The sequence below is a fragment of the Acidisoma cellulosilyticum genome (genome assembly GCF_020621385.1).
Taxonomy (GTDB): domain Bacteria; phylum Pseudomonadota; class Alphaproteobacteria; order Acetobacterales; family Acetobacteraceae; genus Acidisoma; species Acidisoma cellulosilyticum.
In genome coordinates this window covers 85,272-107,988 of the sequence record NZ_JAESVA010000008.1, presented here as the reverse complement: position 1 = coordinate 107,988, position 22,717 = coordinate 85,272, and the positions used below count along the sequence as shown (strand labels likewise).

Annotated in this window: 18 protein-coding genes and 6 pseudogenes; 15 read left to right on the top strand and 9 right to left on the bottom strand. The window is 58.6% G+C overall.

Going from position 1 to position 22,717, the window contains the following annotated elements; genetic code table 11:
* Positions 1-2: 2 nt before the first annotated feature.
* The 4 genes and pseudogenes from ACELLULO517_RS20485 to ACELLULO517_RS20470 all read left to right on the top strand — a co-directional run.
* Positions 3-788 (top strand): ABC transporter ATP-binding protein, encoded by a 786-nt coding sequence (locus tag ACELLULO517_RS20485; RefSeq protein WP_227309285.1) that lies wholly within the window; start codon positions 3-5, stop codon positions 786-788.
* Positions 751-1,623: an ABC transporter permease gene (locus ACELLULO517_RS20480; protein WP_227309284.1), complete on the top strand. Its 873-nt coding sequence runs from the start codon at positions 751-753 to the stop codon at positions 1,621-1,623. Before ACELLULO517_RS20485 ends, ACELLULO517_RS20480 begins: the two co-directional genes overlap by 38 nt.
* Positions 1,590-2,561, top strand: a complete 972-nt coding sequence (locus ACELLULO517_RS20475) for an acetamidase/formamidase family protein (protein ID WP_227309283.1) — start codon at positions 1,590-1,592, stop codon at positions 2,559-2,561. Before ACELLULO517_RS20480 ends, ACELLULO517_RS20475 begins: the two co-directional genes overlap by 34 nt.
* Before the next feature lie 184 nt (positions 2,562-2,745).
* Positions 2,746-3,060 (top strand): annotated as a pseudogene (locus tag ACELLULO517_RS20470) (transposase); the annotation flags it as partial.
* Between the two features lie 3 nt (positions 3,061-3,063).
* Here ACELLULO517_RS20470 and ACELLULO517_RS20465 read toward each other — a convergent pair.
* From ACELLULO517_RS20465 to ACELLULO517_RS20445, 5 genes and pseudogenes are all read right to left on the bottom strand, one after another.
* Positions 3,064-3,325: pseudogene (locus ACELLULO517_RS20465) on the bottom strand (IS6 family transposase); the annotation flags it as partial.
* 258 nt (positions 3,326-3,583) lie between these two features.
* Positions 3,584-3,988: pseudogene (locus ACELLULO517_RS20460) on the bottom strand (Hint domain-containing protein); the annotation flags it as partial.
* A 938-nt stretch (positions 3,989-4,926) separates the two neighbouring features.
* Positions 4,927-5,358, bottom strand: coding sequence for a DUF1810 domain-containing protein (locus ACELLULO517_RS20455; protein WP_227309282.1), 432 nt, complete (start codon positions 5,356-5,358; stop codon positions 4,927-4,929).
* Positions 5,359-5,542: 184 nt separating this feature from the next.
* Positions 5,543-5,749 (bottom strand): annotated as a pseudogene (locus ACELLULO517_RS20450) (hypothetical protein); the annotation flags it as partial.
* Between the two features lie 503 nt (positions 5,750-6,252).
* On the bottom strand, positions 6,253-7,020 hold the full coding sequence (locus ACELLULO517_RS20445) for an IclR family transcriptional regulator (RefSeq protein ID WP_227309281.1): 768 nt from the start codon (positions 7,018-7,020) through the stop codon (positions 6,253-6,255).
* 595 nt (positions 7,021-7,615) lie between these two features.
* On the opposite strand from ACELLULO517_RS20445, the gene ACELLULO517_RS20440 reads away from it, so the two are divergent.
* The 5 genes from ACELLULO517_RS20440 (at position 7,616) to ACELLULO517_RS20420 (ending at position 12,753) form a co-directional block, all read left to right on the top strand.
* A complete protein-coding gene (locus ACELLULO517_RS20440; protein WP_227309280.1) occupies positions 7,616-8,638 on the top strand; it encodes a substrate-binding domain-containing protein in 1,023 nt (340 codons plus the stop codon).
* A 17-nt stretch (positions 8,639-8,655) separates the two neighbouring features.
* Positions 8,656-10,119, top strand: coding sequence for a sugar ABC transporter ATP-binding protein (locus ACELLULO517_RS20435; protein WP_227309279.1), 1,464 nt, complete (start codon positions 8,656-8,658; stop codon positions 10,117-10,119).
* On the top strand, positions 10,119-11,126 hold the full coding sequence (locus tag ACELLULO517_RS20430) for an ABC transporter permease (RefSeq protein WP_227309278.1): 1,008 nt from the start codon (positions 10,119-10,121) through the stop codon (positions 11,124-11,126). The genes ACELLULO517_RS20435 and ACELLULO517_RS20430 overlap by 1 nt, the downstream gene beginning before the upstream one ends.
* On the top strand, positions 11,123-12,082 hold the full coding sequence (locus ACELLULO517_RS20425) for an ABC transporter permease (RefSeq protein WP_227309277.1): 960 nt from the start codon (positions 11,123-11,125) through the stop codon (positions 12,080-12,082). The genes ACELLULO517_RS20430 and ACELLULO517_RS20425 overlap by 4 nt, the downstream gene beginning before the upstream one ends.
* A gap of 62 nt (positions 12,083-12,144) precedes the next feature.
* Positions 12,145-12,753, top strand: coding sequence for a cysteine hydrolase (locus ACELLULO517_RS20420; protein WP_227309276.1), 609 nt, complete (start codon positions 12,145-12,147; stop codon positions 12,751-12,753).
* Between the two features lie 193 nt (positions 12,754-12,946).
* Here ACELLULO517_RS20420 and ACELLULO517_RS20415 read toward each other — a convergent pair whose 3' ends face one another.
* Positions 12,947-13,708 (bottom strand): SDR family NAD(P)-dependent oxidoreductase, encoded by a 762-nt coding sequence (locus ACELLULO517_RS20415; RefSeq protein ID WP_227309275.1) that lies wholly within the window; start codon positions 13,706-13,708, stop codon positions 12,947-12,949.
* Positions 13,709-14,383: 675 nt separating this feature from the next.
* Between ACELLULO517_RS20415 and ACELLULO517_RS29055 the strand changes: the two are divergent.
* Positions 14,384-14,476, top strand: a pseudogene (locus ACELLULO517_RS29055) (DDE-type integrase/transposase/recombinase); the annotation flags it as partial.
* A gap of 463 nt (positions 14,477-14,939) precedes the next feature.
* Here the strand turns inward: ACELLULO517_RS29055 and ACELLULO517_RS20405 are convergent.
* A pseudogene (locus ACELLULO517_RS20405) lies at positions 14,940-15,257 on the bottom strand (transposase); the annotation flags it as partial.
* Positions 15,258-15,599: 342 nt separating this feature from the next.
* Between ACELLULO517_RS20405 and ACELLULO517_RS20400 the strand changes: the two are divergent.
* From ACELLULO517_RS20400 to ACELLULO517_RS20380, 5 genes are all read left to right on the top strand, one after another.
* Positions 15,600-16,478: a branched-chain amino acid ABC transporter permease gene (locus ACELLULO517_RS20400; protein WP_227309274.1), complete on the top strand. Its 879-nt coding sequence runs from the start codon at positions 15,600-15,602 to the stop codon at positions 16,476-16,478.
* Between the two features lie 2 nt (positions 16,479-16,480).
* Positions 16,481-17,518 carry a branched-chain amino acid ABC transporter permease gene (locus ACELLULO517_RS20395; protein ID WP_227309273.1) on the top strand — a complete coding sequence of 346 codons (1,038 nt, stop codon included), beginning with the start codon at positions 16,481-16,483 and terminating at the stop codon, positions 17,516-17,518.
* Entirely contained in the window at positions 17,511-18,266 is a 756-nt protein-coding gene (locus tag ACELLULO517_RS20390) for an ABC transporter ATP-binding protein (protein ID WP_227309272.1), read from the top strand. The genes ACELLULO517_RS20395 and ACELLULO517_RS20390 overlap by 8 nt, the downstream gene beginning before the upstream one ends.
* The gene (locus tag ACELLULO517_RS20385) at positions 18,263-18,973 is read left to right on the top strand and encodes an ABC transporter ATP-binding protein (RefSeq protein WP_227309271.1); all 711 of its coding nucleotides are present in this window, start codon (positions 18,263-18,265) and stop codon (positions 18,971-18,973) included. The genes ACELLULO517_RS20390 and ACELLULO517_RS20385 overlap by 4 nt, the downstream gene beginning before the upstream one ends.
* A gap of 74 nt (positions 18,974-19,047) precedes the next feature.
* A complete protein-coding gene (locus tag ACELLULO517_RS20380) occupies positions 19,048-20,268 on the top strand; it encodes an ABC transporter substrate-binding protein (protein ID WP_227309270.1) in 1,221 nt (406 codons plus the stop codon).
* A 16-nt stretch (positions 20,269-20,284) separates the two neighbouring features.
* On the opposite strand, the gene ACELLULO517_RS20375 is transcribed toward ACELLULO517_RS20380, so the two are convergent.
* Positions 20,285-21,316 (bottom strand): LLM class flavin-dependent oxidoreductase, encoded by a 1,032-nt coding sequence (locus ACELLULO517_RS20375; RefSeq protein WP_227309269.1) that lies wholly within the window; start codon positions 21,314-21,316, stop codon positions 20,285-20,287.
* Between the two features lie 120 nt (positions 21,317-21,436).
* The gene (locus ACELLULO517_RS20370) at positions 21,437-22,660 is read right to left on the bottom strand and encodes an acyl-CoA dehydrogenase family protein (RefSeq protein ID WP_227309268.1); all 1,224 of its coding nucleotides are present in this window, start codon (positions 22,658-22,660) and stop codon (positions 21,437-21,439) included.
* Positions 22,661-22,717: the final 57 nt, after the last annotated feature.

Genomic DNA, 22,717 nt, shown 5'->3' with positions numbered 1-22,717 from the left:
AAATGACAAGCTTGAAGCGGCCGGATACGCCGCTCCAAGCCCTCGATCTCGGCAAGGCCTTCCTGACCGATGCCGGCGAGGAACTGGACATCATTCGCTCGGTGTCGTTTACCCTGGAGCGCGGCGAGATCGTGAGCCTAGTGGGTCCTTCCGGATGCGGGAAGACCACCTTGCTGAACCTTCTGTGCCGATTGATCGAACCAAGCCAAGGCACCGTGCTGTGGAACGGGCGCGAGAGCGACGGCGTTCCGGCGGGTGTCGGCTATATGCTGCAAAAGGACCTGTTGCTGCCTTGGCGTTCGGCCATTCAGAACGTCATGCTGGGGCTGCAGGTGAAGGGCGGCACAAGGGCGGCGCATCGGGCGCGTGCGAAGGAATTGCTCGATCAGCTGGGATTGGGTGGTTTTGCGGATCACTATCCCTCGACGCTATCGGGCGGGATGCGCCAGCGCGTGGCACTTGCCCGGACCTTGGCGCCGGAGCCTGAGGTTCTTCTGTTCGACGAGCCGTTCTCTGCGCTCGATTTTCAGACGAAGATTCTGATCGAACGCGATACGCTGCGTCTCGTACGGGAAATGCAGCGCTCCCTGCTTCTCATCACGCATGATGTGGAAGAGGCCGTCAGCTTGTCCGATCGTGTGATTGTGTTATCGCGTCGTCCCAGCACCATCGTGTCCGAGCATCGCATCGAGCTGCCGGGTGACCGCAGCAATCTCATCGCGCTACGTGAAAGCACAGGATTTGCGCATTATGTCCGACAGATCTGGACCGAGCTTGACGTTCAATAGCGCGGATCCGCGCGCTTCGATCCACCAAGCAACGATGCAGGATCGTCGCACTGCGGCGATTCTAGCGCGACGCCGGCGGCGGATGCAAATTCTGCTATGCCAGATCCTGTGCTTCGTCGTCTTGATCGGCCTGTGGCAATGGCAGACGGCAACAGGACATGTCAGCGCCTTCCTCTATGGATCGCCCTCAGGCATCTTCGCCGCGCTTATCGCGACGATACGCGATGGTTCGGTCTGGACCGACCTGACCGCGACGGCGCTGGAAACGCTGGCGGGTTTCGCGCTCGGCAATATCATCGGCACAACCTTGGGGTTGTCACTCTGGTATTCGCGTTTCATCTCGCAGGTGCTGCAGCCCTTTATCCTGGCACTCGGGTCCATTCCGATCATCGCTTTGGCCCCGATCACGATTATCTGGTTCGGCACCGGCTTCGCGTCCAAGGTCGCCATGTCGACACTGTCGGTGGTCGTGGTCTCCATCATCATCGCCTATAAGGGTGCGATGGGGGTCGATCCGGATCAGATCAATCTGATGCTGTCGTTGCGTGCGAGCCGACAGAAGATTTTTCGCCTCATCGTGATCCCGGCTTCGATGACCGATATCTTTGCAGGCCTGAAGCTGACGGTGGGTTTCGCGCTTGTCGGCGCAATCGTCGGCGAGTTCATGTCCTCAACCAATGGCCTGGGCCATGAGATCTTTAAAGCCGGCAGCCTCTACGCCATATCGGCTGTCTTCGCCGAGCTTGTCGTAACCGTGATCCTGGCTCTTGTGCTCTCCAGCATCGTCACGCGCGTAGAGCGTTGGCTGCTGCCCTGGCGGCACGATCTTTCCTGACCTTCCTGATTGATAAGGGACAACTCATGTCGCGATTGATTGAGAAAGACGGCAACCTCAAATACGCGCTCGCGCAGGGCGAAGCTTGTGTTGAGACGATTTCGCCCGGCGAGATGATCAAGATCGAATGCGAGATTAACTGCAATGCGGGCGTGATTACTTCGACGGAGTCCAAGATTACGCCGGACAAGGTGAAGTTTCCCTTCGTTAATCCAGCCACCGGTCCGCTGTTCGTCACAGGTGCCAAGCCTGGCCAGGCTTTGGCTGTGACCATTCACGATATGGAGCTGGATGAGATCGGCTATACCGCACTCTTCCCGGGGGCAGGCATGTTTCCCGATTGGGTGCGCCGTAAAGAGTTTGGCCAGCATACCCGTGCGATGCGCGTGTCGGACGGTTTCGTTCATTGGAGCGATACCAAAAAATTGCCGATCAAGCCCATGGTCGGCGTTATCGGGGTGGCCCCAGTCCACGGCGCTGTCCTGACCGTCGATAACGGTGTTCACGGTGGCAATCTTGACGTGCAGGAAATCGGACCGGGTTGCACGATCACGTTCGACATACACCAGGAAGGGGCAGCTCTTTACATCGGTGATTGCCACGCGCTGCAGGGCGACGGGGAATGTGTCGGCATGGGGGCAACGGAGATTGGTGCGCGTGTGACCTTCAGCACGGCTTTGATCGACAAGCCGAAGCGCTTGACCTGGCCGCGGATCGAGACGGAAACTCATATTGCGACATTAGGCTGCGCCAGGCCGCTCGAAGACGCTATGCGCACCGCGTTCGAGGAAATGGTCTATTGGCTAGCGGATGATTACGGTTTCACCGAAGCGGAAGCCTATCTATTCCTGGGCCAAATCGCGGAGGCGCGATGCACGCAAATGGTCAATCCAAAATACACATATATCTGTAAGGTCGCGAAAAAACATCTTCGCTAAATTCTGATGCTTTAAATCGAAGCCGGTACTCGATATCCCTGTCTATGGTTTCGCGCTGTCTCCGCTCGATAGGACACCGATTCGGCTAACGGGCTCCCCGCTGTAATCACGCGGGTCAGGAGCCCGTGGTCCGACCCCCTAAAAGTGCGCCACCATTGATGTAGTTTTTGGGTGGAGGTGGATGATGCCGCGGAGAATTTATAAGCCTGAAGAGATCATTGCGAAGCTTCGTCAGGTTGAGATTTTGACCTCGCAAGGCAAGTCGGCTGTTTGATGCGATCCGTTCGATTGGTGTGACGGATGCAACGTATTACCGCTGGCGCCAGGAATATGGCGGGCTCAAGGTCGATCAGGTGAAGCGCCTAAAGGAGCTGGAGGCCGAGAATAATCGGCTGCGACGTGCGGTTTCTGATTTAACGCTGGAGAAGCTTGTTCTTAAGGAAGTGGCTTCGGGAAAGTTTTAAGCCCGGGGCGCCCCCGCGCTGGTATCCAGCATGTTGTTCCCACGGATCCGGATAAATACCTCATCGAGGTGCCATTGATCACCGGGTTTTGGGCGACGGCGCGTGAGAGCGGCCGCGTATTGCCGGCCAAAACGGATGCCCCAGTCCCGAATGCTCTCGTAGCTGACGGTTACGCCGGGCCGCCAGGATCAGTTCGACATCCCCCAGGCTAAGGCTGAAACAGTGATACAACCAGACCGCATGGGCGATGATCTCCGGCGGAAAACGGAAGCCTCGGTCGGGGTTATGGGATCGGCTCATGCGCAGAGTTTGCCCGCGCCGACCCTTCCCAGCAACCTGACAGCACCTTGGCCGGCAGGCCAGGGCGGCGCCCGGCTGAAGGCCGTCCTGCATCCGCACTGCCAGCAGGGCTTTGACCTGCTCGACCTCCGCGCCGCAAACCCGCAAAGGCGCTGCGCCCAGACTGTCCCATAGGAAAGCGGGGTCGGGCGTGAAATCCGCATGCAGCGCCACCACCCGGCCTGCCGAGAAGTTCTGCCGGGTTCCGGTGTCGAGATAGCTCTCGGCCGGCAGGCCTTCGGCGAGCAGAATGGCGTGTTGCGCCAATTCGATATGGTAGTAGGTGATGATGCCCGGCGCTTCCTGCCGGATGGTGTCGCCATTGATCAGATAGCGGATCGGGATGAGTACACCCTCCGCCAGGATCGCATGGTCGGGCGACAGCCGCAGGTCGCGGCTCGGCTGGCCGGGTCCGAAGGCCCCCGCCGCGACCCGAACCGGGGTCACCTGCCTCGGTGCCGGATGCCGCCGGCAATCCAGCCTGCGATAGCCGACCCAGATGACCGGCTGTGCAATGCCATCCGCCGTAAGAACCAGATCCCCGGCCCTCAGAGCTTCAACCGCCGCCTCGCCATCCGGCATCGCGAGACGGGTCCCGGCCACGAAACAGTTGGTGTCCCCCATCAGCGCAGCGACGGTCTCGTCACCATTGTCGAGGGTCACTCCGAGATCGGTCGCATAGGTTCCGAGCAGATGGAATTGCACCGCGACGGCCAGCACCTCCGCCGAGACAGCCGTGCCCCCGCTCGCATAGGCGGTCGCCGCCGTGGTGAGCAGGCTGCTGTGCCATGACGGACCGGTCAGGACCTGGCCGCCGTAATGCTGCACCAGGCTGTTCTGCACGATCTGGCCCAGATAGTCCGGCGCGTCGCTGGAATAATTGCCGACAGGATCGCCCTGCTCGACATAGTTGGTGAGCTGGCTGGGGCTGTCGAACAGGAGGTTGTTGATGCCCGGCGCGCCGAAGGTGATGCCGGCAAGACCCTCCTGCGTCGCGACATATTCGGCCTCGGCCCCGCCGAGGGAATGCCCCGCCAGAAAGACGTCGCTGGAAGCATAGCCCTGCGCCTTGGCGTCCTTCAGCACGGCCTGGGCGAAGGTGTCGGCCGTATAGAAGGAAGGGGCATTGACTCCGATGCCGATCGCGGCGTCGTCCGCGGCCTGCGCGGCGGTGAAGATCGCATCTCCCGTGAAGAGATTGGTGCCCTCGTAGGCGATGATGACCTGGCCGGCCGGCGTGACAAGTGCTGCGCCATAGAAGCCAGTATTCGCGTCATACTGCGTGACCGGATTGCCATTCTCCATGAGGTAGGTGAAGCCGTCCGGCAACGGGCTGCTGCCCTGGGAATAGCTCCAATTGGCGGCGTTCATCGCGTCGGAAACGGAGATATCGGACATGGCGTTCAAGAGTCCCGCTCAATCATTTTATTGATTATTGCGGTTGACGGAAGGTTAAGCAAGTTACCAGGCATTAACCGCCAAGAAGGGCATCCGGTTTCTCGCGCAAGGATTGCAGCCATTTCGCCTTGCAATGCAGGATGTGCTGCCCGAGGCGAATGTCTTCACTGGGACAGAAGGCGAAGGGTCGCCGCATCCCGCTCCCCCGCGCACCATCGGTCTAGCGCGGCGCCGAAGACGCCGCTTTCCTCCGAACCGGTCGCTTCGAACAAAGTCATGCAGGAGCGGAATTTCATGTCGTCCGGTGAGCCGAAAATCCCGTGCAGAGAGGCACCGTCGCTGTGAAGGACCGTTCGCGTGCAGAGGATGAGCCGCGGCCCCAGCAGCGTGTGATCGAGATAGGCCTGCGCTTCGTCGATCGTCTCGATGCCGTAGAGTCGCGCGGTGGGGGAGCGGCCGAGGCCGCGCAGCTGCGGGAAAACGAACCACATCCAGTGGCTTCTTTTTCGCGCGGCCTTCAGCTCCGCAAGCACCGTTTCGAAGACCGGGGCCTGTGCCGTCACGAAGCGTCGCAGGTCGAAGGGATCGGCGTTCATCGGGCAGTCCTCTCCGAAGGATTGCCCGCCGCCGTTGCAGCGGCGGGCGTCGCCTCCTCAATAAGGCGAGTAAGGATGATAGAACTCTACCGCATTCTGTTGCGAGCTATGGCCGAACCTGGGAGACGGTTCTGGTGTAAACTGAATGTTTGGTCGAGTGGGACAACGATATGGTCCCATCTCTTCATGCTTCCGGCACTGCATTCCAGGTGGCGGGCATGGCGGTACCTTCGATACGTAGATTTTCGACGTTGAACTGTCCGTTGTAAATACGGCGGATCAACTCAATCCCGGCATGTGTTATCGATGCCGTTTTAAAATGTTTGAAGCCGAGCATTGGCCCTGTTCGGGCCTTGATCCCACGAGGATCCTGTTCGATCAAATTGTTCAACTATTTTGATGACCGCAGCTTGGTGTCGGCCGGGAATATGCCGTCCTCCTTCATCGGCCGCACGGCCCGGTGGGAGGCGGCGTATCCATCCAGCGTGATCGTCTGCGGCGCAGATTTGTGACGTTTGATCGCTTTACTGAAGGAATGCCTTGACGCCTGACGATGAGGTCACGCTCGGCCTGCGTATCGCTGAGGGTATCGAGACGGCGATATCGGTCCTGCAGGTTGCGGGCTGGGCGCCGACATGGGCCGCAGGGAGTGCCGGCGCTATCAGCACCCCGGTTCTGGGCGCGGCTCCGCGCGCCCTTTGGACGCCCTGCCGGACTGGCCCTCCTGAAAGGGGCGCAGGTTTCTCTGTTTCGTCTTTGTAAAAACAGTTGGTTGGTCATGTTCGGAACGTACCATTTCCGCTGGGCCCTTGCAGCAATATTTCGGGCAATCAGCGGCAGGTGTGTTACTTTATCCCGACGCAGCCAAAGAGTCAAAACCTCTGTGACGAGGTACTAGCCGCTGCTCGTCTCTTCGGTTAGCCCATTCCATCCTAATTCTTTTGATACCGCTGTCGTGGTTTCAATTAGATCGGGAAGTAACTCTACAAGTCGGTCAATATCAGCAACTTCGCGGAAAGCTGTAATCGATATTGCGCCGACAACCATGTTAGAATAATCCCGAACGGGGGCCGCAATGCAATTGGAGATGGTTTCATATTCTCCACGATCACTTGCCCAGCCGTTTTTTCGGACTTCGACTAAGCGTCTCAAAAACCCATCCCGTGTGGTGATAGTACTCGCCGTCAGCTTTTCAAAAGTGGCATTTGCAAGTATCTGATCAACTTGCTTAGGCTCAAGAAAAGCTAAAATCGCTTTGCTCACACCGGCGGTGTGAATGACGACAAAGCCTCCGATTTTCGTATTTAAACTAATGGAATTTTGGGGCTCGATCTTATCAACATAAATAATGTGCGACCCCTGAGCGACGGCAAATTGAATGGTAAAGCCGATTTTCGCGCCCAGTCGCTCGATATGAGGATGCACAACAGTTCTCAGGTCAAAATTGTCCAAGGCTGTTTTTGCTAAACCGGCAAGCCGAAATCCAACGCCGTATGTGCCGTCCAGGTTTCTACGAACAAAGCCGGCATCTGCTAAAGTTTGTGCGATGCGGAACGCAGTCGAGCGATGCACACCCAGCATGTCCGCCAACTGCTTCAGGCTTCGCGGCGTCTCGCTGCAAAACTCCAGAATATCGATTGCCCGTCCGACGCTCTGAGCCATGTCCTTACACTTTGTTCCGAAGATCTTGATATGCCCGATAACGGGCTAGCTGGCCGAATGGCGTCCGGCTAGTGTCAAGGGCCTTCCTATCCGCGTGGAGGTCCACGAGCCGGGCGATATCGACCGCCGAAGAGATGGACCGAAGGACATTCTGCGAACGAGGGCCAGAAGATAAGAAAATCATATCCGCCTTCAAACCACCTTTGCTATTTCCGTAACCTCGGGATGGGCATCGGCGAATTTACCCTATCAGGACGCCGCCACAAGATTCTATGGTGCAATGCTGTTGCACATCTTGCACGACCTGTGCATTTTGCGCTACGTGTTTTCGGATTAAATGATAACTGCTGTCTAAGCAGTGCATCCTAGTTCGTGGCGAGACACGTCAATGCTTTGGATCAGGGTTTTTTGTCAGCCTGCCGTCGGTTCTTTTTTCGATAATGTCGGCCGCGTGGGTGAGGGCAGCTCGTGCTCGTCGCTAGGCTGCGCCAAATCAATAAGGACTGCAGTTGCGCCATTCTTTCTTCGTCTAAGCTAAAGCCAGGAAATTTAAGATCGGCCGTAAGAGCCGGGTCATAGGGAAGGATCAAAGATTGTGAAGCATCTTATTCTCGGCGCATCCATCGCGACGCTATTGGGCGCGACGGCCCTTTCGGCGCAGGCCGCGGACACCTCAAGCAAACGCATCGCTTTATCGAATAACTATGCCGGCAATTCGTGGCGCCAGGCGATGCTTCAGAGCTGGGCGCAGGCTGGCAAGATAGCGGTTTCTGGCAAGCAGCTTGCATCCGCCGATTCCTTTACGACGCCGGACAAGGAAGTGACGACTCAAGCGGGTCAGGTTCAGAATCTTGTCCTCCAAGGCTATGACGCCATCGCGATCGACGCGGCTTCGCCAGATGCACTGAACGGCGCCATCAAAGCTGCCTGCGATGCCCATATTGCCGTCATATCGTTCGACGGAGTTGTGTCCGAGCCTTGCGCCTATCGTATCATCATCGACTACAAAACGATTTCCGAGCGTCAGTTTGACTATCTGGCGACGAGATTTCCGAAAGGTGGCAATCTGCTTGAAATTCGTGGTGTCGCCGGCACCTCGATAGACAATGCGTTTCACGAGGGCATGCTGGCCGGGCTCGCCAAATACCCTCAATTCAAGATCGTCGGCAGCGTCGAAGGCGACTGGGATGAGGCGACGGCACAAAAAGCCGTGTCCAGTGTTCTATCGTCGCTTCCTTCTGTTGTCGGCGTCGTTGATCAGGGGGGGGACGGTTACGGAGCAGCGCAGGCATTTCAGGCCGCAGGACGGCCCGAACCGGTGATTATCATGGGTAACCGTCAGGATGAACTTGCCTGGTGGAAGCAGGAGCATGACAAGAATGGATATACAACATGGTCGGCGAGCAGCCCGCCCGGTGTGTCGTCGGCAGCCCTTTGGGTCACGCAGCAAGTTCTGGCAGGAAAAGCGGTACCGCATGATATAGTTGTGCCGCCACTCGAAATCACGCAAGCGACCCTTGATGAGGCTTTGAAAACAGCGCCGGTTGGCGGCGTCGCTAACGTGACCTACTCTCAAGAAGCGACTATCAAGATCATCGCCGCCAACACCCATAAGTAGACTGCCGGACAAGAAACATGGATCGTGGGATCATAGACCTCTCCGAGGTTACAAAGAGCTTCGGTGCCGTGCATGCATTAAGGGGTGTTGATCTCACGATCCGGTCTGGTGAGGCGCTTGGGCTGGTGGGCCACAATGGGGCCGGCAAATCGACGCTGATGCACATATTGACCGGCACTGTTGCTCCTACTGCGGGCATCATATCCGCCGATCAGAACCAGCGGCCGGATTACGATGTAAATATCGCGAAAATGCTCGGAATCCGGTGCGTTTTTCAAGAACTGTCGCTCTGCCCCAACCTGACGGTCGCCGAAAATACCTGTATTACGCACCGGCCCCTGAGCGGCCTCGGCTGGCGCAAGCGTGCCGGAAAACTGATCATCGGTAAGCTGGACGAGATCTTTCCGGGCCATGGCATAATGCCAGGCGCAATTGTCTCTGATTTGTCGATCGGCCGAAGGCAAATGGTCGAGATTGCACGAGCCTTCACAAAAACAGATATTATCCCGCGATTGATTATCTTGGACGAGCCAACGTCTTCGCTTGACCCCAGTACCTCGCAACAGCTTTTGTCCTTCATGCGACGTTTCGTCAGCGAAGGCGGTGCGACAATATTCATTTCCCACCTGCTGCAGGAAATTCTCGACTACTGCGACCGTATTGTCGTCATGCGCGACGGGCGGGTCGTAGCCGACGACATCGCGACGGAATTTGGTCGGTCAAAGCTCATCACCACAATGGGTGGGGCTGCGGGGGGACATCAGGTATCGTCGCCGGAGTCCGCCCGGAGCGCAAGTTCTACCGGAAACCTTCGTGTCCGGTATCGTGCGAAAACGCAACCCACCGGCATTGAGCTTTCCGTTCATGCCGGCGAGATTGTCGGCCTAGCTGGCCTTGCGGGCCACGGTCAATCTCTCAGTCTCATAGAGATATTCGAAGCTGCAGGCGGACGCCCAGGGCGCATTGAAGTGAATGGTCAGGTTGCCCTCGTCGCCGGCGACCGTCAGACAGACGGAATTTTCCCGCTCTGGTCGATCGCCGACAACATAACAGTTCGCTCGCTGACTGCGCTGACAAGAGGCGCACTCATCTCACAGCAGCGGGCAGGCGAACTCGCAAAATCCTGGAAAGAGCGCATTGGCATTCGAACGCCGGATTTGGATAATAACATTTTATCGCTCTCCGGAGGCAACCAGCAGAAGGCTCTTTTTGCGCGTGCCTTCGGCTCGAATGCTGAGACCATTCTGATGGACGACCCGATGCGGGGCGTTGATATTGGCACTAAGCTCGACGTCTATCGATTGATCGAACATGAAGCGGAACAGGGCCGTTGCTTCTTATGGTACACGACGGAAATGGACGAATTGGCGTACTGCCACAAGATATATATTTTCCGGAACCGGCAGATCGTCGCCCAACTTTCGCAGGATGAGCTAACTGAGGAGCGCGTCATCCACTCATCGTTTCAAGAGGCCGTTTGATGAACGCCGTTGTCAAATCAGGGCCGTCTAAATTGTGGACGGATCAGAACCGAAGATTCGACCCGCGTCGGCTTTTTCGCTCTGCCCTGCCGGGATTGTCGCTATTGATTGTTTTAGCAGCAATTTATGACTTCAATCCTAGAGCTATCAGCTACTTCGGCTTCAATTTGATGTTGAACCTTGCCGTGCCAGTGGCCCTTGCCACCGCGGCGCAGCTCTGCATCATTGCCGTCAGCGACCTTGATCTCTCCATTGGGGCTTACGTCGGCTTCATTGCTTGTGTAACGACGACTTGGCTCCCTACCACTCCTCTGCTCGGGACGGCTGCAATCCTGGCCTCCATCGTTGCTTACGGGGCGCTTGGCGCGCTCGTCCATTGGCGCCAATTACCCTCGATCGTAGTAACGCTTGGCATGAGCTTCGTCTGGTTGGGTCTCGCCCTGTTCGTGCGTCCGCAGCCCGGTGGTCTGTCACCGGTCTGGCTAAGTACTTTCATGGGTTTGCATGTCCCTTATGTGCCGTTTCCAATCGTGGCGGCGGTCGTGCTGGCGATTGTGCTGCATCTCGTTTTAATGAATACGGCTTTTGGAGCCGTCCTGCGCGGGGCAGGCGGAAATGCGACCGCGGTCGGCCGGTCGGGATGGTCCCTGCTGCGCATCAAGGCAACAGCCTATGCGATGGCCGGTGTTCTGGGCAGTTTGGCTGGTCTTTCTCTCGTCGGCGTCTCTTCGTCTGCCGACGCGAACATGGCCAACGGCTACACGCTCCTTTCTATTGCCGGCGCCATTCTGGGTGGTGCTGAGTTTATTGGTGGACGCATTTCCCCAATCGGAGCGGTCATGGGCGCGTTGACGCTCCAACTTGCGACGGTTGCGCTCAATTTCTTCCAGCTGCCTGAAGTCTTCCCTGGATTTCGTATCCCCCCCGAATGGCAGGTGGGCGCTCAAGGCATCATTTTGATCGTTATTCTTGCCATCCGCGCGCTTATTAACCGGGGGGAAGCATGAAATCGCTGAAAGAGTCTCTGATCCGGTGGCGGCGCCGCCCTTGGATCTGGTCCTTCCTGGGCGCCATTTTAATCTGGGTGCTTGCGGTAGGCCTTGCCGGCGGGCATGGCGGCTGGTCGGTTTTTACGACAGCCTTGGCCTTTTCGGCATTCACAGTTCTGGTCGGCTTGGGGCAGATGTTCGTCATCACCCTTGGTCCAGGCAATATCGACCTATCACTGCCCGCAAATATCGGTCTGGCAAGCGCCGTCGCCATGAAGGTGATGGACGGTTCTGACGCGCGGATCGCAATTGGTCTCGGAGCGGCAATTCTTGCAGGGCTCTTGATCGGACTTGCGAATTACGCGCTGATCCGCGTACTGCGCATTCCGCCGCTGATCGCTACTCTCTCATCGAGCTTCGTTATCCGCTCGGTCGGCATCAGCTACGGCCGTGGGCTGCAGATCAAACCGCCCCAGGCTTTTGCTGATGTCGTGTTGACGCGGATCGGTGGCATCTCGCTTCCGGCTCTTCTTGTGCTTCTGATGTCAATTTTTGCAGGCGTGGTTTTGGCACGAACAGTTTATGGGCGCTCGGTCCTTGCTGTCGGCCAAAATGCGCGCGCGGCCCGGTTGGCAGGACTTCCTGTTGGGTTAGTGCGCTTGGCGACATACGCACTGTGCGGAGCCTTAGGAGGTTTGTGCGGTGCGCTTCTGGCCGGGTTCACGGGCGGCTCATCCTTGGATGTCGGTGCGGAATATCTGCTGACCTCCATCGCGGTTGTCGTCATCGGAGGCACATCCGTCGCAGGGGGGCTGGCCAATGTCCCCGGTCTTTGGGGCGCCGCGCTCATGCTTTTCTTGACCGCAACGCTGCTGAACTCCTCGGGCCTCGGTGTAGATGTGCGAGATCTGATGACTGGGTTGATTATCATTGCCGTCATAACTCTGGCAGGTGGACGCCGTTCGCTGCGGTAAGGGCTCTGAGGATTAGGCGCCCATGCGCCTGTCAGCTTCCCGACACAAGAAGGAACACACAAATGGCGATCCCCCTAGTGTCTGGACGCTGTGCGCTCATTATCCAAGATATGCAAAATGACGTCGTGATGGATGGCGGGGCATTTGCATCCTCGGGCGCTCCAGCCCATTGTCGCGAACAGAATGCCATATCCAATATTGCCGCCTTGGCTGCCCACTGTCGGGGCTGCGGTATTCCGGTTATTCATGTCTGGTTCGTTGTCGAGCCTGGGGCGCCCGGTCTGACACTGAACGCGCCGCTATTCCTCGGGATAGTAGAAGAAAATGCAGTCGTTCGCGGGACCTGGGGAGCGGAACCGGTCGTCGGGTTGGAACCGATGTCCGGCGACCATATAATTACGAAGATGCGTATGAGTGCATGGCAAGGAACCCCCCTTCAAACCATTCTCATGGCTGAAGGGCGGGACACCGTCATCGTTACCGGCGCATGGACCAATATGTCGATAGAGCACACGGCTCGGACAGGCGCTGACATGGGCTACCGGATGATTGTTCCTGAAGATTGCTGCGCGACCATGAACGCTGACTGGCACAATGCATCAATCAATTACGCGCTCCAAAATGTGGCAAGAGTGACAAAGTCAGCTGATCTGATCGATTGTTTTGAGTGAACTCGATCCTCCCTGCCGCGAAGCAGAACCGGTGGCCGGGTAGGCAATCCGTTCGCCCATGCCAGTCGTTGGGCCAATCCGGCCAAGGCGAGCGGCGGGGTGCCCATCCGAGATCAAGACGCTGGATCCATACCCCGCTGCCGATAGGGCAGCGAGAATTTGCGGGTGGGTCTTGCGGCTGGATATGATTGCGCTAACCAAAATATTGACCACCATTGATGTCGATCACTGTGCCCGTGACAAAAGCAGAAGCATCGCTTGCGAGCCAGATCGCGGCGTTTGCGACATCGTCGGGGTTCCCGGCGCGCCCCACCGGGATCGTCGTGATTGTGGCCGTCTTTGATTCCGCTGAGGTAAAAGTGTCGTGGAACGGCGTTGCCTCAATAAAGCCGGGCGCCAGCGCATTGACGGTAATGCCTTCGGGGGCAAGTTCTTTGGACAGTCCGCGGGTAAATCCAAACAGTCCGGCCTTCGTCGTGGCATAAGCGGTGGCACCAGGATGGCCTCCGTTACGGCCAGCAAGCGAAGCGATATTGATGATGCGTCCGTTACCCCTGGCAAGAATCGGGAGCAGATGGTGGGTAACCAGGAAGGTGCTGTCGAGGTTCACGGACAACACGTCCTTCCAAAGCTCAAAAGGCATGTCGCTGATCTTTGCCCGCGCGACCAAACCGCCGACATTGTTGACAAGGATATCGAGCGTGCCGAACTGTTTTTGAATTTCGGCCGCGACAGCCTTTACGTTGGTCTCCAAAGTCGCATCAAGCTCGATCGCAAGCGGTGGTTTCCCGGAAATGTGGGCAAGCTTGGCGAGAAGCTGCTCATCCGGCTGGTGGGTGCGATAAGTGACGGCAACTCGTGCGCCTGCTGCGGCCAAGGCACTCGCAATGCCTGCCCCGATTCCGACCCCACCACCCGTCACCAGCGCGGTCTTCCCGTCAAGAGATCTGATCATACTGAGATGTTCCTTGCCTAAAAGATGAGCCGTCGGGTGACCCTCGAGCGCAAGTGTCCGTCTGGTCGATTGTGCCCATGGCCGTTGAAGGCGGCCTCGGTTGCGGCGCAACGGGGGCAGCAAAACAAACGGGCCCTGTCGTCACCTGTCGCTTCCTTGAGCAGGCCTATAACGGTGGGCGCGGCGAACACCGGAAACGATCTACATCCAGTAGCGCAGTACGCAATTATTGTGCAATATGTGCACAGCATAAACGTGTCTAGCAATTTTTACCGAAACTTCGCTGGTCCCAAGCCGGCATCCTCATTTCAGCATGTCGTTGCACAGATGGTTTCGCTGTAGCTATCGATCGATATCGGGGCCTGCTGCAGAACGGTCAGTGGCTCTGGTGCAAAATTCTGTCGGTGTGGTAGTTCCGGGGATAATGGTTGGATACGGATGCTGGTCTTGGATCGTTTGTTTTCGGGCCGTCATTTTGATCATGAGATCATCCTCCTCTGTATAAGGTGGTATCTGCGCTTCAAGCTCAATTTCCGCGATTTGGTAGAGATGATGGAGGAACTTGGCCTACCGATGGCGCACACCACCATCATGCGATAGGTGCATCGCTATACACCTGAATTCGAACGGCGCTGGCAGCGCTTTGCCATTCCGTTGGGGTAATCCTGGCGGGTTGATGAGACCTATATCAAGATCAGGGGAGACTGGGTGTATCTTTATCGGGCGGTTGATAGGTGTGGTCAAACCTTGAACTTCCGCCTGAGCCGCCGGCGCAATGCCATCCGGGAACGATGGAGCAATGATCAAGTCGAAGGCTAGATCAACCGTCTGAAGACGCTAAAGCGCTCCATGTACCGGCGCGCGAACACAGATCTCCTGCGAGCCCGCATGTTACCGCTCCTCAGCCCACGCTTTGAGGAAGACCCAGATCCGTGTGGAATTCAACAGACTTGCGAAGATCGCAGCAATTCATGCAGGCGTGACGGCGGTCCTCCATGTAGTCGGCGTTCCTGATGTGGACCCCAAGCTGAACTAGCTGTTGGATGCCCGCTGAAGCCGAATTTGATCTGCACCTTCCCACGAATGCCGTCTGTGCGTATCTCAAGCTGCGCCGCTATGGCCGGTGTTGCCAGGATAGTTGCCGCTCAAGGTTCAGGCCTGGAACAGAAAATTTGTCCCCATTGTAGCTGTTCAGCAAGGCGGCGCATCTCAGCTTGCCAGCTGCGGCATGGACGAAGCCTGTCTTGTACTGGACGTCCAGATCGCGGCTCAACTGTATTGCCGACAACCACTTCGAAGCGTTCACGAACAGACAGATCGCGCCGAGAAGATCGACGAACGAGAGCTTGTGCGACGCGAACATCGTCCCTGAGGTGGCGCTGAACTGATGGTGACAGGCCGCGCATTTGAAACGGCGACGCACCTTGAGGTCGTAAAACTCAAGGCAGCCGCATCTGGGGCACACAGGACGGCCATGTGTCTCTGGCCAACGCAAAGCGCAGAACCGTCGGTAAGCCTTATCCTCGCCGCCAGCGAAGATCGCCTTCAACGAAAGCGTACGCGCGTCGGCCGATAAGAGAAAATGCTGCGCCGTCGGGCATCTCCGGGCGACTTACGTTCATGAAATGTTCTATTTCCGACGTCGGCAAGAAAAACCCATAAAAACGATTCCACGTGTAAAATCAGCCGTTTGTGGGCGCTCTGGCGCGTCAAGCGGTCTAGCCTGATCGAGGACGTCCGAAGCCAAACCCGGAATGGCCCATACCCAGGGGTGGCAATAATAGCCCTATCGAATAGTATAAATAATAGCCTGATTTGCGTCGGGCAAATTTTTTCGTATAAAGATTGGTAAGGATAAGATTTAACGATAAAATTTTGTACAAAGGTCAGCATGACGCATGCTTTCGCAAGCCTCCTCGTTGCCGGCGCACTGGACACGCTGACGTTTTGGAGTCTGTCCTTTATGATCGCGGCGGGCTTGACGGTCGTCTTCGGGATGCTCGGCTTTCTGAATGCGGCCCATACCGCATTTTACATGCTGGCGGGCTACGCAGCCTATGCGATCGTCCGCCATACCGGCAGCTTCTGGCTAGCCCTGGCGCTCGCACCTGTCATCGTCGCGCTCATCGGGGTCGCGGTCGAGCGGCTTCTGTTCACACGGCTGTACCGGGCAAGCCACGCGTCTCAACTGCTGCTGACCATCGGCCTCGCCTATATCATTGCGGAAGGCGCCAAGATCATCTGGGGCGACAGCGCCTTCACCGTAGCGCCCCCGCCCATTCTTGCGGGCCGCTTCTCTCTGCTGGGCGCGACACTCCCCATCTACCATCTCTTCATCATCAGCGTGGCGCTGGTGCTGCTTTGTGTCATTTCGGTGCTTCTCGTCGGCACGCGGCTTGGCATGGTGGTTCGGGCTGCCGCCGTCTATCCCGAGATGGTCGGCGCCCTCGGCTTCAAGGTGCGAACCATCTACACGCTCGTTTTTGCCGTAGGCCTTTTCCTCGCGGCCTGCGCCGGGGTGGTCATGGCGCCGCTCGCCGGCGTCTATCCTGGCATGGCGGATGATGCGTTGGTCCAATCGTTTATCATCGTGGTGGCGGGCGGCCTGGGCAGCCTGCCGGGCGCCTTTATCGTGGCCGGGCTTCTGGGCGTCGTGCAGGGGTTCGGCAGTGTTTTCTTCTCCTCGTATGCGATCTTCTTTCCGTTCATCGTGCTGGGTGGCGTGCTGCTGGTGCGGCCGCACGGGCTCTTCGGCGGCCGCGCGGCCTGATCATGTCCCAAACCCTTCTCGCTCGGACGACGGCCGCTGATCGCGGGCCCCGCCTATCCTCCGCAAAGCGCGCCGAGACGGCGGCCACCGTGCTGCTGCTTGCCCTATTGATCGTGGCGCCGACCTTTGTCAGCCGATCGACAGTGAATGATCTCGGCCAGGCCGTCTGCCTCGGCCTCTTTGCCATCAGTTTCAATCTGCTGTTCAAATATTCCGGCCTGCTGTCCTTCGGCCATGCCGCCTTTTTCGGTTTCGCTGCCTATGCCGAGGCCTTGCTGCTACAAAGCTGGCCCGGGCTGCCGTTGCCGCTTCTGGTGGTCGGCACGGTACTGTCCACCGCGATCCTGGGGCTGCTCCTGGGCCAGGTCTGCGTGCGCCGTAGCGGGGCCTATTTCTCGATGACGACGCTGACCATCGGTGCTTTCTTTTATGCGGTCGCCTTCAAATGGCAGGGCGTCACTGGCGGCACCGACGGCCTCGATAGTTTCATGCCACAAAATCTTTTGCTCCTGCCGCGTTGGAGCCTCGACAATCCGGGAACCGCACAGACCTATTGGCTGATTCTGGCGATCCTGATTCCTGCCGCCTTGGCTGCTTGGGCGCTGTTGGAATGGACGCCTTGGGGCAATGCGGTCGTGGCGGTCCGCTCGAACGAAAAACGCGCGGCCTTTCTCGGCTATGACACGCATGGCGTGAAGCTCGCGAATTTCGTCCTGTCCGCGGCGCTCGCAGGGGTTGCGGGTGCGCTATGGGCGATCGACAATGGCTTCGTCTCCACCGACAGCGTTGATTTATCCTTCTCGACCACCGTGATCATTGTTGCCCTCCTGGGCGGCAGCGGCTGGTTCTGGGGACCGATGGTCGGTGCCGTGATCTATATCGCGGTCAGCGACCGGCTCTCCGCGCTGACGCCTCATTGGCAGATCTTCCTGGGTCTCGCCTTCGTGGGCATCGTGCTCTTCGCGCCACGCGGCCTGGCAGGGCTCGTGCAGTCGATCTGGCAGCGCGTGCTCACGCGCCGGGGCCGGCAGAATGTCTGAACTGCCAACCCTTCACCTGTCCCGCATCGCGAAAAGCTTCGGCAGCGGGCCGGTGCTCCAGGACGTCAACCTGAGCCTGCAGTCGGGCGAGCGCCGGGGGTTGATCGGCCCGAACGGCGCCGGCAAAACGACGTTGATCAATATCATCACCGGTGGTCTGGCGCCCGATTCCGGCGACGTGTTTTTTCAGGGGCAGCGTATCACCGGCCTCTCGCCTTATCGGCGCAATCGCATCGGCATCGGTCGCTCCTTCCAGATACTCAGCCTATTTGGGGAGATGACCGTGCGCGAGAATCTCCGCAACGCGCTGCTGCGGCACCGCGGACTGCATGTCCTGCCTTGGCGCGCGGCCGCCAGATTGGCGCCGATCGAGGATGAGGTCGCGCAAGCGGCTGAGCTTGTCGGCCTCGGTGACGTGCTGAAGGCCCGTGTCGATACCTTGCCCTATGGTATGCAGCGGCGGCTGGACATAGCCCTGGTGCTCGCGCAGGAACCGGCGCTGGTGGTGCTGGATGAGCCCGCGGCGGGGCTCTCAGGCGCAGAAACGCGCGACCTGATCGACTTGCTGCAGACGCGGCTCGGCGATCGGACGCTGCTGCTGGTCGAGCATGACATGGACGTTGTCTATTCGCTGTCGGATCGCATCACGGTACTCGACTATGGCCGCGTTCTGGCGGAGGGCAGTCCGGCTGAGATCAGTGCCAATTCCGACGTGCGTCGCGTCTATCTGGGTGAAGACGCCGCATGACGCTTCTCAGTATCGACAATATACAGGCCCGCTATGGCCGCAGCCAGGTGCTGCACGATGTCTCGATCAATGTCGGGCCGGGGGAGATCATCTGCCTTCTCGGCCGCAACGGCGTCGGCAAATCGACCACGCTGAAATGTCTGATGGGCCTGCTGCCGCCGAACGCGGGGGAAATCCGCTTCGACGGTCAGCCGATCACGGGTCTTGCATCTCATACGGTGGCGCGCAGAGGAATCGGCTATGTCCCCGAGGAACGGCTGATCTTTCCCAATCTGACGGTCGCCGAGAACCTGAGCATGGGTGTCTGGCAGACCGGCCGAGGTGCGGAGATTGTCGAAGCGACGGAGCGTGTGCTCACGACCTTTCCCCGTCTGCGTGATCGGTTGCGTGCCCGCGGCGGCACGCTGTCAGGCGGGGAACAGCAGATGCTCGCGATCGGGCGTGCGCTCATGGGGCGGCCAAAACTGCTGGTGGTTGATGAACCGACCGAGGGCTTAGCGCCTGTCATCGTTCGCGCGCTCGAAGTTGCGCTGAGAGAACTCGCCGCGACCGGCATGGCCGTGCTCGTCATCGAATCCAAGCTTGCCGTCGCGCGGCGCATCGCTTCCAGCATCACCGTGATGGCCAAGGGCCGCACGGTCTTTCGCGGCTCTCCGGCAGAACTGCTCTCCAATGAGGCGATCTGCCGCGAACACCTTCACGCCTAGAAAATCTGGCGTCCGTTCAACAAAGACGAGAGAAGAATATCATGCGAGGACTGCGTCTGTTCAGATACACGCTTATGGCGACCGCCGCGGCGGTCGGGCTTCATGTGGCAGCGGCGCGGGCCGCCGACGACAAGCCCATTGTCTTCGTGGCGGCCATTATCGAATCAGGTCCGTTCAAGGTAACCGACAACCAGAATCTGGCCGGTGTGCGCTACGCGGTCGACCAGATCAACAAAAGCGGCGGCATCAATGGCCATCCCATCAAGCTTGACATTGTCGATACGGAACTGAACGCGGCTGCCACGCGGCGCAAGGTGACCGATGCCATCCTCAATGACGATGCCAAGGCCATCATCGGGGCATCCGGATCGGACATCGTCAATGCCCTCGTCTCCGTCGGACAAAAGAACCATGTGCCGGTCTTCGCTTTCGCGGGTGAGGCGGATGACATGACGGGTGCGCGCTTCCAGCCGGCATTGTTCCGCTTCGCCTCTAATACCAGCATGCATGCCTCCGCGATTGTCTACGCGATGAAGCATTTCTATCCGAATGTAAAAAAGGTCTTCTTGCTGGACGAAGACTATGCCTTCGGACATGAATCCGAGGCCGGGTTCAAGGCGGCCTTGAAGACGGTGGCGCCGGGTGTGGAAGTTGCGGGCAGCGTGTTCCATCCGCGCGGCGTCGCCGATTTCTCGCCCTATCTCCAGCAGATTCAAGCTTCCGGCGCGGATTTCGTGCTGACAGCCGACTGGGGTGCGGATCTCGTCAAACTCATGACCCAGGCCCAGAGTTTCGGCCTGAAGCCGCGCATTGGCGGGACGTTCGTCGCCGATCCGGAAATCCTCAAAGGGATCGGCAATGCCGGCATTGGTGATATTGGTGCGGATGTCTATCAGCCGACCATAGACACGCCCGAGAACAAGGCCTTCGTCACTGCCTGGCATACTGGCCATGCAGGGTCTGACGTGCCTTGGCCGACCGCATCCGTGGGCAAGTCCTATATTACGACCGAATTGGCCGCAGCAATCTTCACTAAGGCCGGATCAACGGATTTCGATACCGTGGTCAAGACGGCGGAAGGGTTCAAGCTTGACTCCATCGCTGGTCCGCTCGTCATTCGCGCGTGCGACCATCAAGTTCAGATCGGGCAGGCGACGGGGCAGGTGGTGCCGACCAACAACAATCCCTATCCTTTCCCGTTCATCGGCACGGCCTTCATCGCGCCGCTAAGCGCCATTGCCGTCGCCCCTCAGGATACCGGCAATCCGCGTTGCAGTAGTGCGGCCGCGAACTGACATCGACAACGGCGCCTTATCGCAGTCGAGGCATCAACTCGGCTGCGAAACGGCGCATTTCGGCTTCGAATGGTTGAAACTGCAGCATAAAGAGTTCGATGCCTGCGGCGTGAAAGGCGCGCATGCGCTCAGCCACCTGATCATAGCTCCCCACTAGTCCCGCTGCAGTCCCGCCATTCGTACCGATCGTCGGCCTGTTCTGCGGCACTTGACTATGCTTCATGACAACTGCCGGGTCGGTATTCGCGCGTTGCCGCGCGCGGATTTCAGCATCCTGGGCGGAGAGCGCGACCAGCCGGTTGAAGGCGTCTTCCGCTTCTGCCGCCGTCGGCCGCGCAATGACGAAGGCAGAAAGGCCGAAGCCGAGCGGCTCACCTCGGCGCGGCAGGCTGCGGGCATTCGCGATAAGGCGCGCAACATTCTCTAGGCTCTGTCCGTTGATGAACCAAACATCGCCGTGGCGTGCGACCAATTCCTGGGCAGGCTGAGACTCGCCACCCACATAGATGCTTGGCCGGGCACGAAAACTGTCGCTTGGCCGGATTTGAAATCCATCGATCTGGAAATGACGGCCGCGATGAAAGACCCGTTCGCCACGAAGCAGTGCATCCACGACCGCAATCCATTCCTGGCCATAGGCATAGCGCTCGTCATGTTCGGCAAAATCGATGCCTGCCTTCTCGTATTCCGCGCGGTTCCAGGCATTGACGAGGTTGATGCCGAAACGCCCGCCTGAGACATGCTCAATCTGCTGCGCCATCTTGGCGAGAATGACCGGATGATAAAGCGGCGGTTTGACGGCGGTGATGATTTCGATGCGCTGCGTCAAGGCAGCTAGAGCCGCCGACGCGGTCCAGGCTTCCAGTTCATCCCAATCGTCGTCGTAGGGATTAGCGGTGTGCTGCGCGATGAGGGTGCTGTCGAAGCCGAGGGATTCAGCTTCCAATACTAGGCGCCGATTGCGGTCCCACGACGCATCGAAAGGCTCTTCCGGATCATGGAATGTGCCACGGCTACCATGGACAAGCGCCCAAATTCCAAATCGCATCGGGCTCATTTTTCCCCCCAGGCATTGCTTTGGCGAATGCGCATTTGGCTATCGTTGTATTTTTTTACGATTGGCCAAGAGACGCTTATGAATAAAATTACATGAACAACTTTGATAGGTTTAGCTGACACCGCCGACCATCCAAAAAGCCGGCGGAGTTGTTCCGTTCACGGCGTAGTCGCCCACGATCCGCTGCTTATAGATGAGCGGATTGTGGGAGGAGAGGGTGCGGGCATTGCGCCAATGCCGGTCCAGCGCGGTCGCGCGAATGGTAGCCGAGGCCCCCAGCGCATCGAACAAAGTTTCGGTTGCTTCCAGCACCAGTTTCGCGACGATGGGCTGGGCCTGATCGACGCCGATCTCGCCGACGATGGCAGCCTGAGCCGCGTCCTCCGGCTGACCTGCGACGGACAGCTCATAAACCACCTGCGCGCCTTGGGCCGCCTGAAGGGTGGTGGCGGCAGCGGCATAGGCCAGGCTGCGGACATGGCCCACGACCTGCAAGACCTGCGGATCGGTCTGCACAGTGCCGGCAGCACCATGGCTATAGGCGCGACGGCGGGCGGCCACCTGTTCCGTCAGATCGCGCGCGGCGGCGCGGCCGATGCCTGACAGGGTCGCCAGATGCACCAGCTGATAAAAGGCGGTGCGGTATTTCGAGCGTGCGTCGAAGGGAAACACATCGCCCGGATGCACGGGCGCATTGTCGAAGACCGTCGTGCCGCTGCCGGTAAGCCGCTGTCCGAAGCCGGACCAGTCATCATGGCGGGTGACGCTTTCGCCGGTCGCGGAGACGAGACCGCTCAACACCTGGCCGTCCTTCTCGGCCGCGAAATTGATCCAGTCGGCATAGAGCGTGCCGGTACTGTAGAATTTGGTGCCGCTCAGCCGCAGGATATCGCCCTCGGGCTTCAGCGTGGTTTCGAAGGAGCCGAGCGTATTGCCAGCGGCTTCGCTGAGTGCGCTGCCGACCAGATCGCCCGCCAGGAAGCGCGGAATCCAGCGCGCCCGCCGGTCTGGCGTGCCGGCGGCGAGAATATCCTCCACCGCGCCGAAATGCGCGCGTAGCGCCTGGGTAACATTGGAGTCAGCGGCCGACAGCTCGATCAGCAGGCCAAACAGTTCCGGGATGGTGGCACCCAACCCGCCGTCGGCGACGGGAATGCGCAACGCGCCAAAACCAGCCGCCTTCAGCCAGGCAATCGGCTCATAGGGCAGAATCCGCTCGGCTTCACGCTGGATGGCATCGACCGCGATGCGTTTAAAAATCGGCCGGAACCGCTCAGCCAGCGCCAAATAGCCGGGCGAAAACGGGGTAGGAAAGGCAGTCTCGGTTTCGGTCATCGATGCCTCAATAATAGCGAATTAAATTCGGTATTTACAAATCAAATTTATAATTTG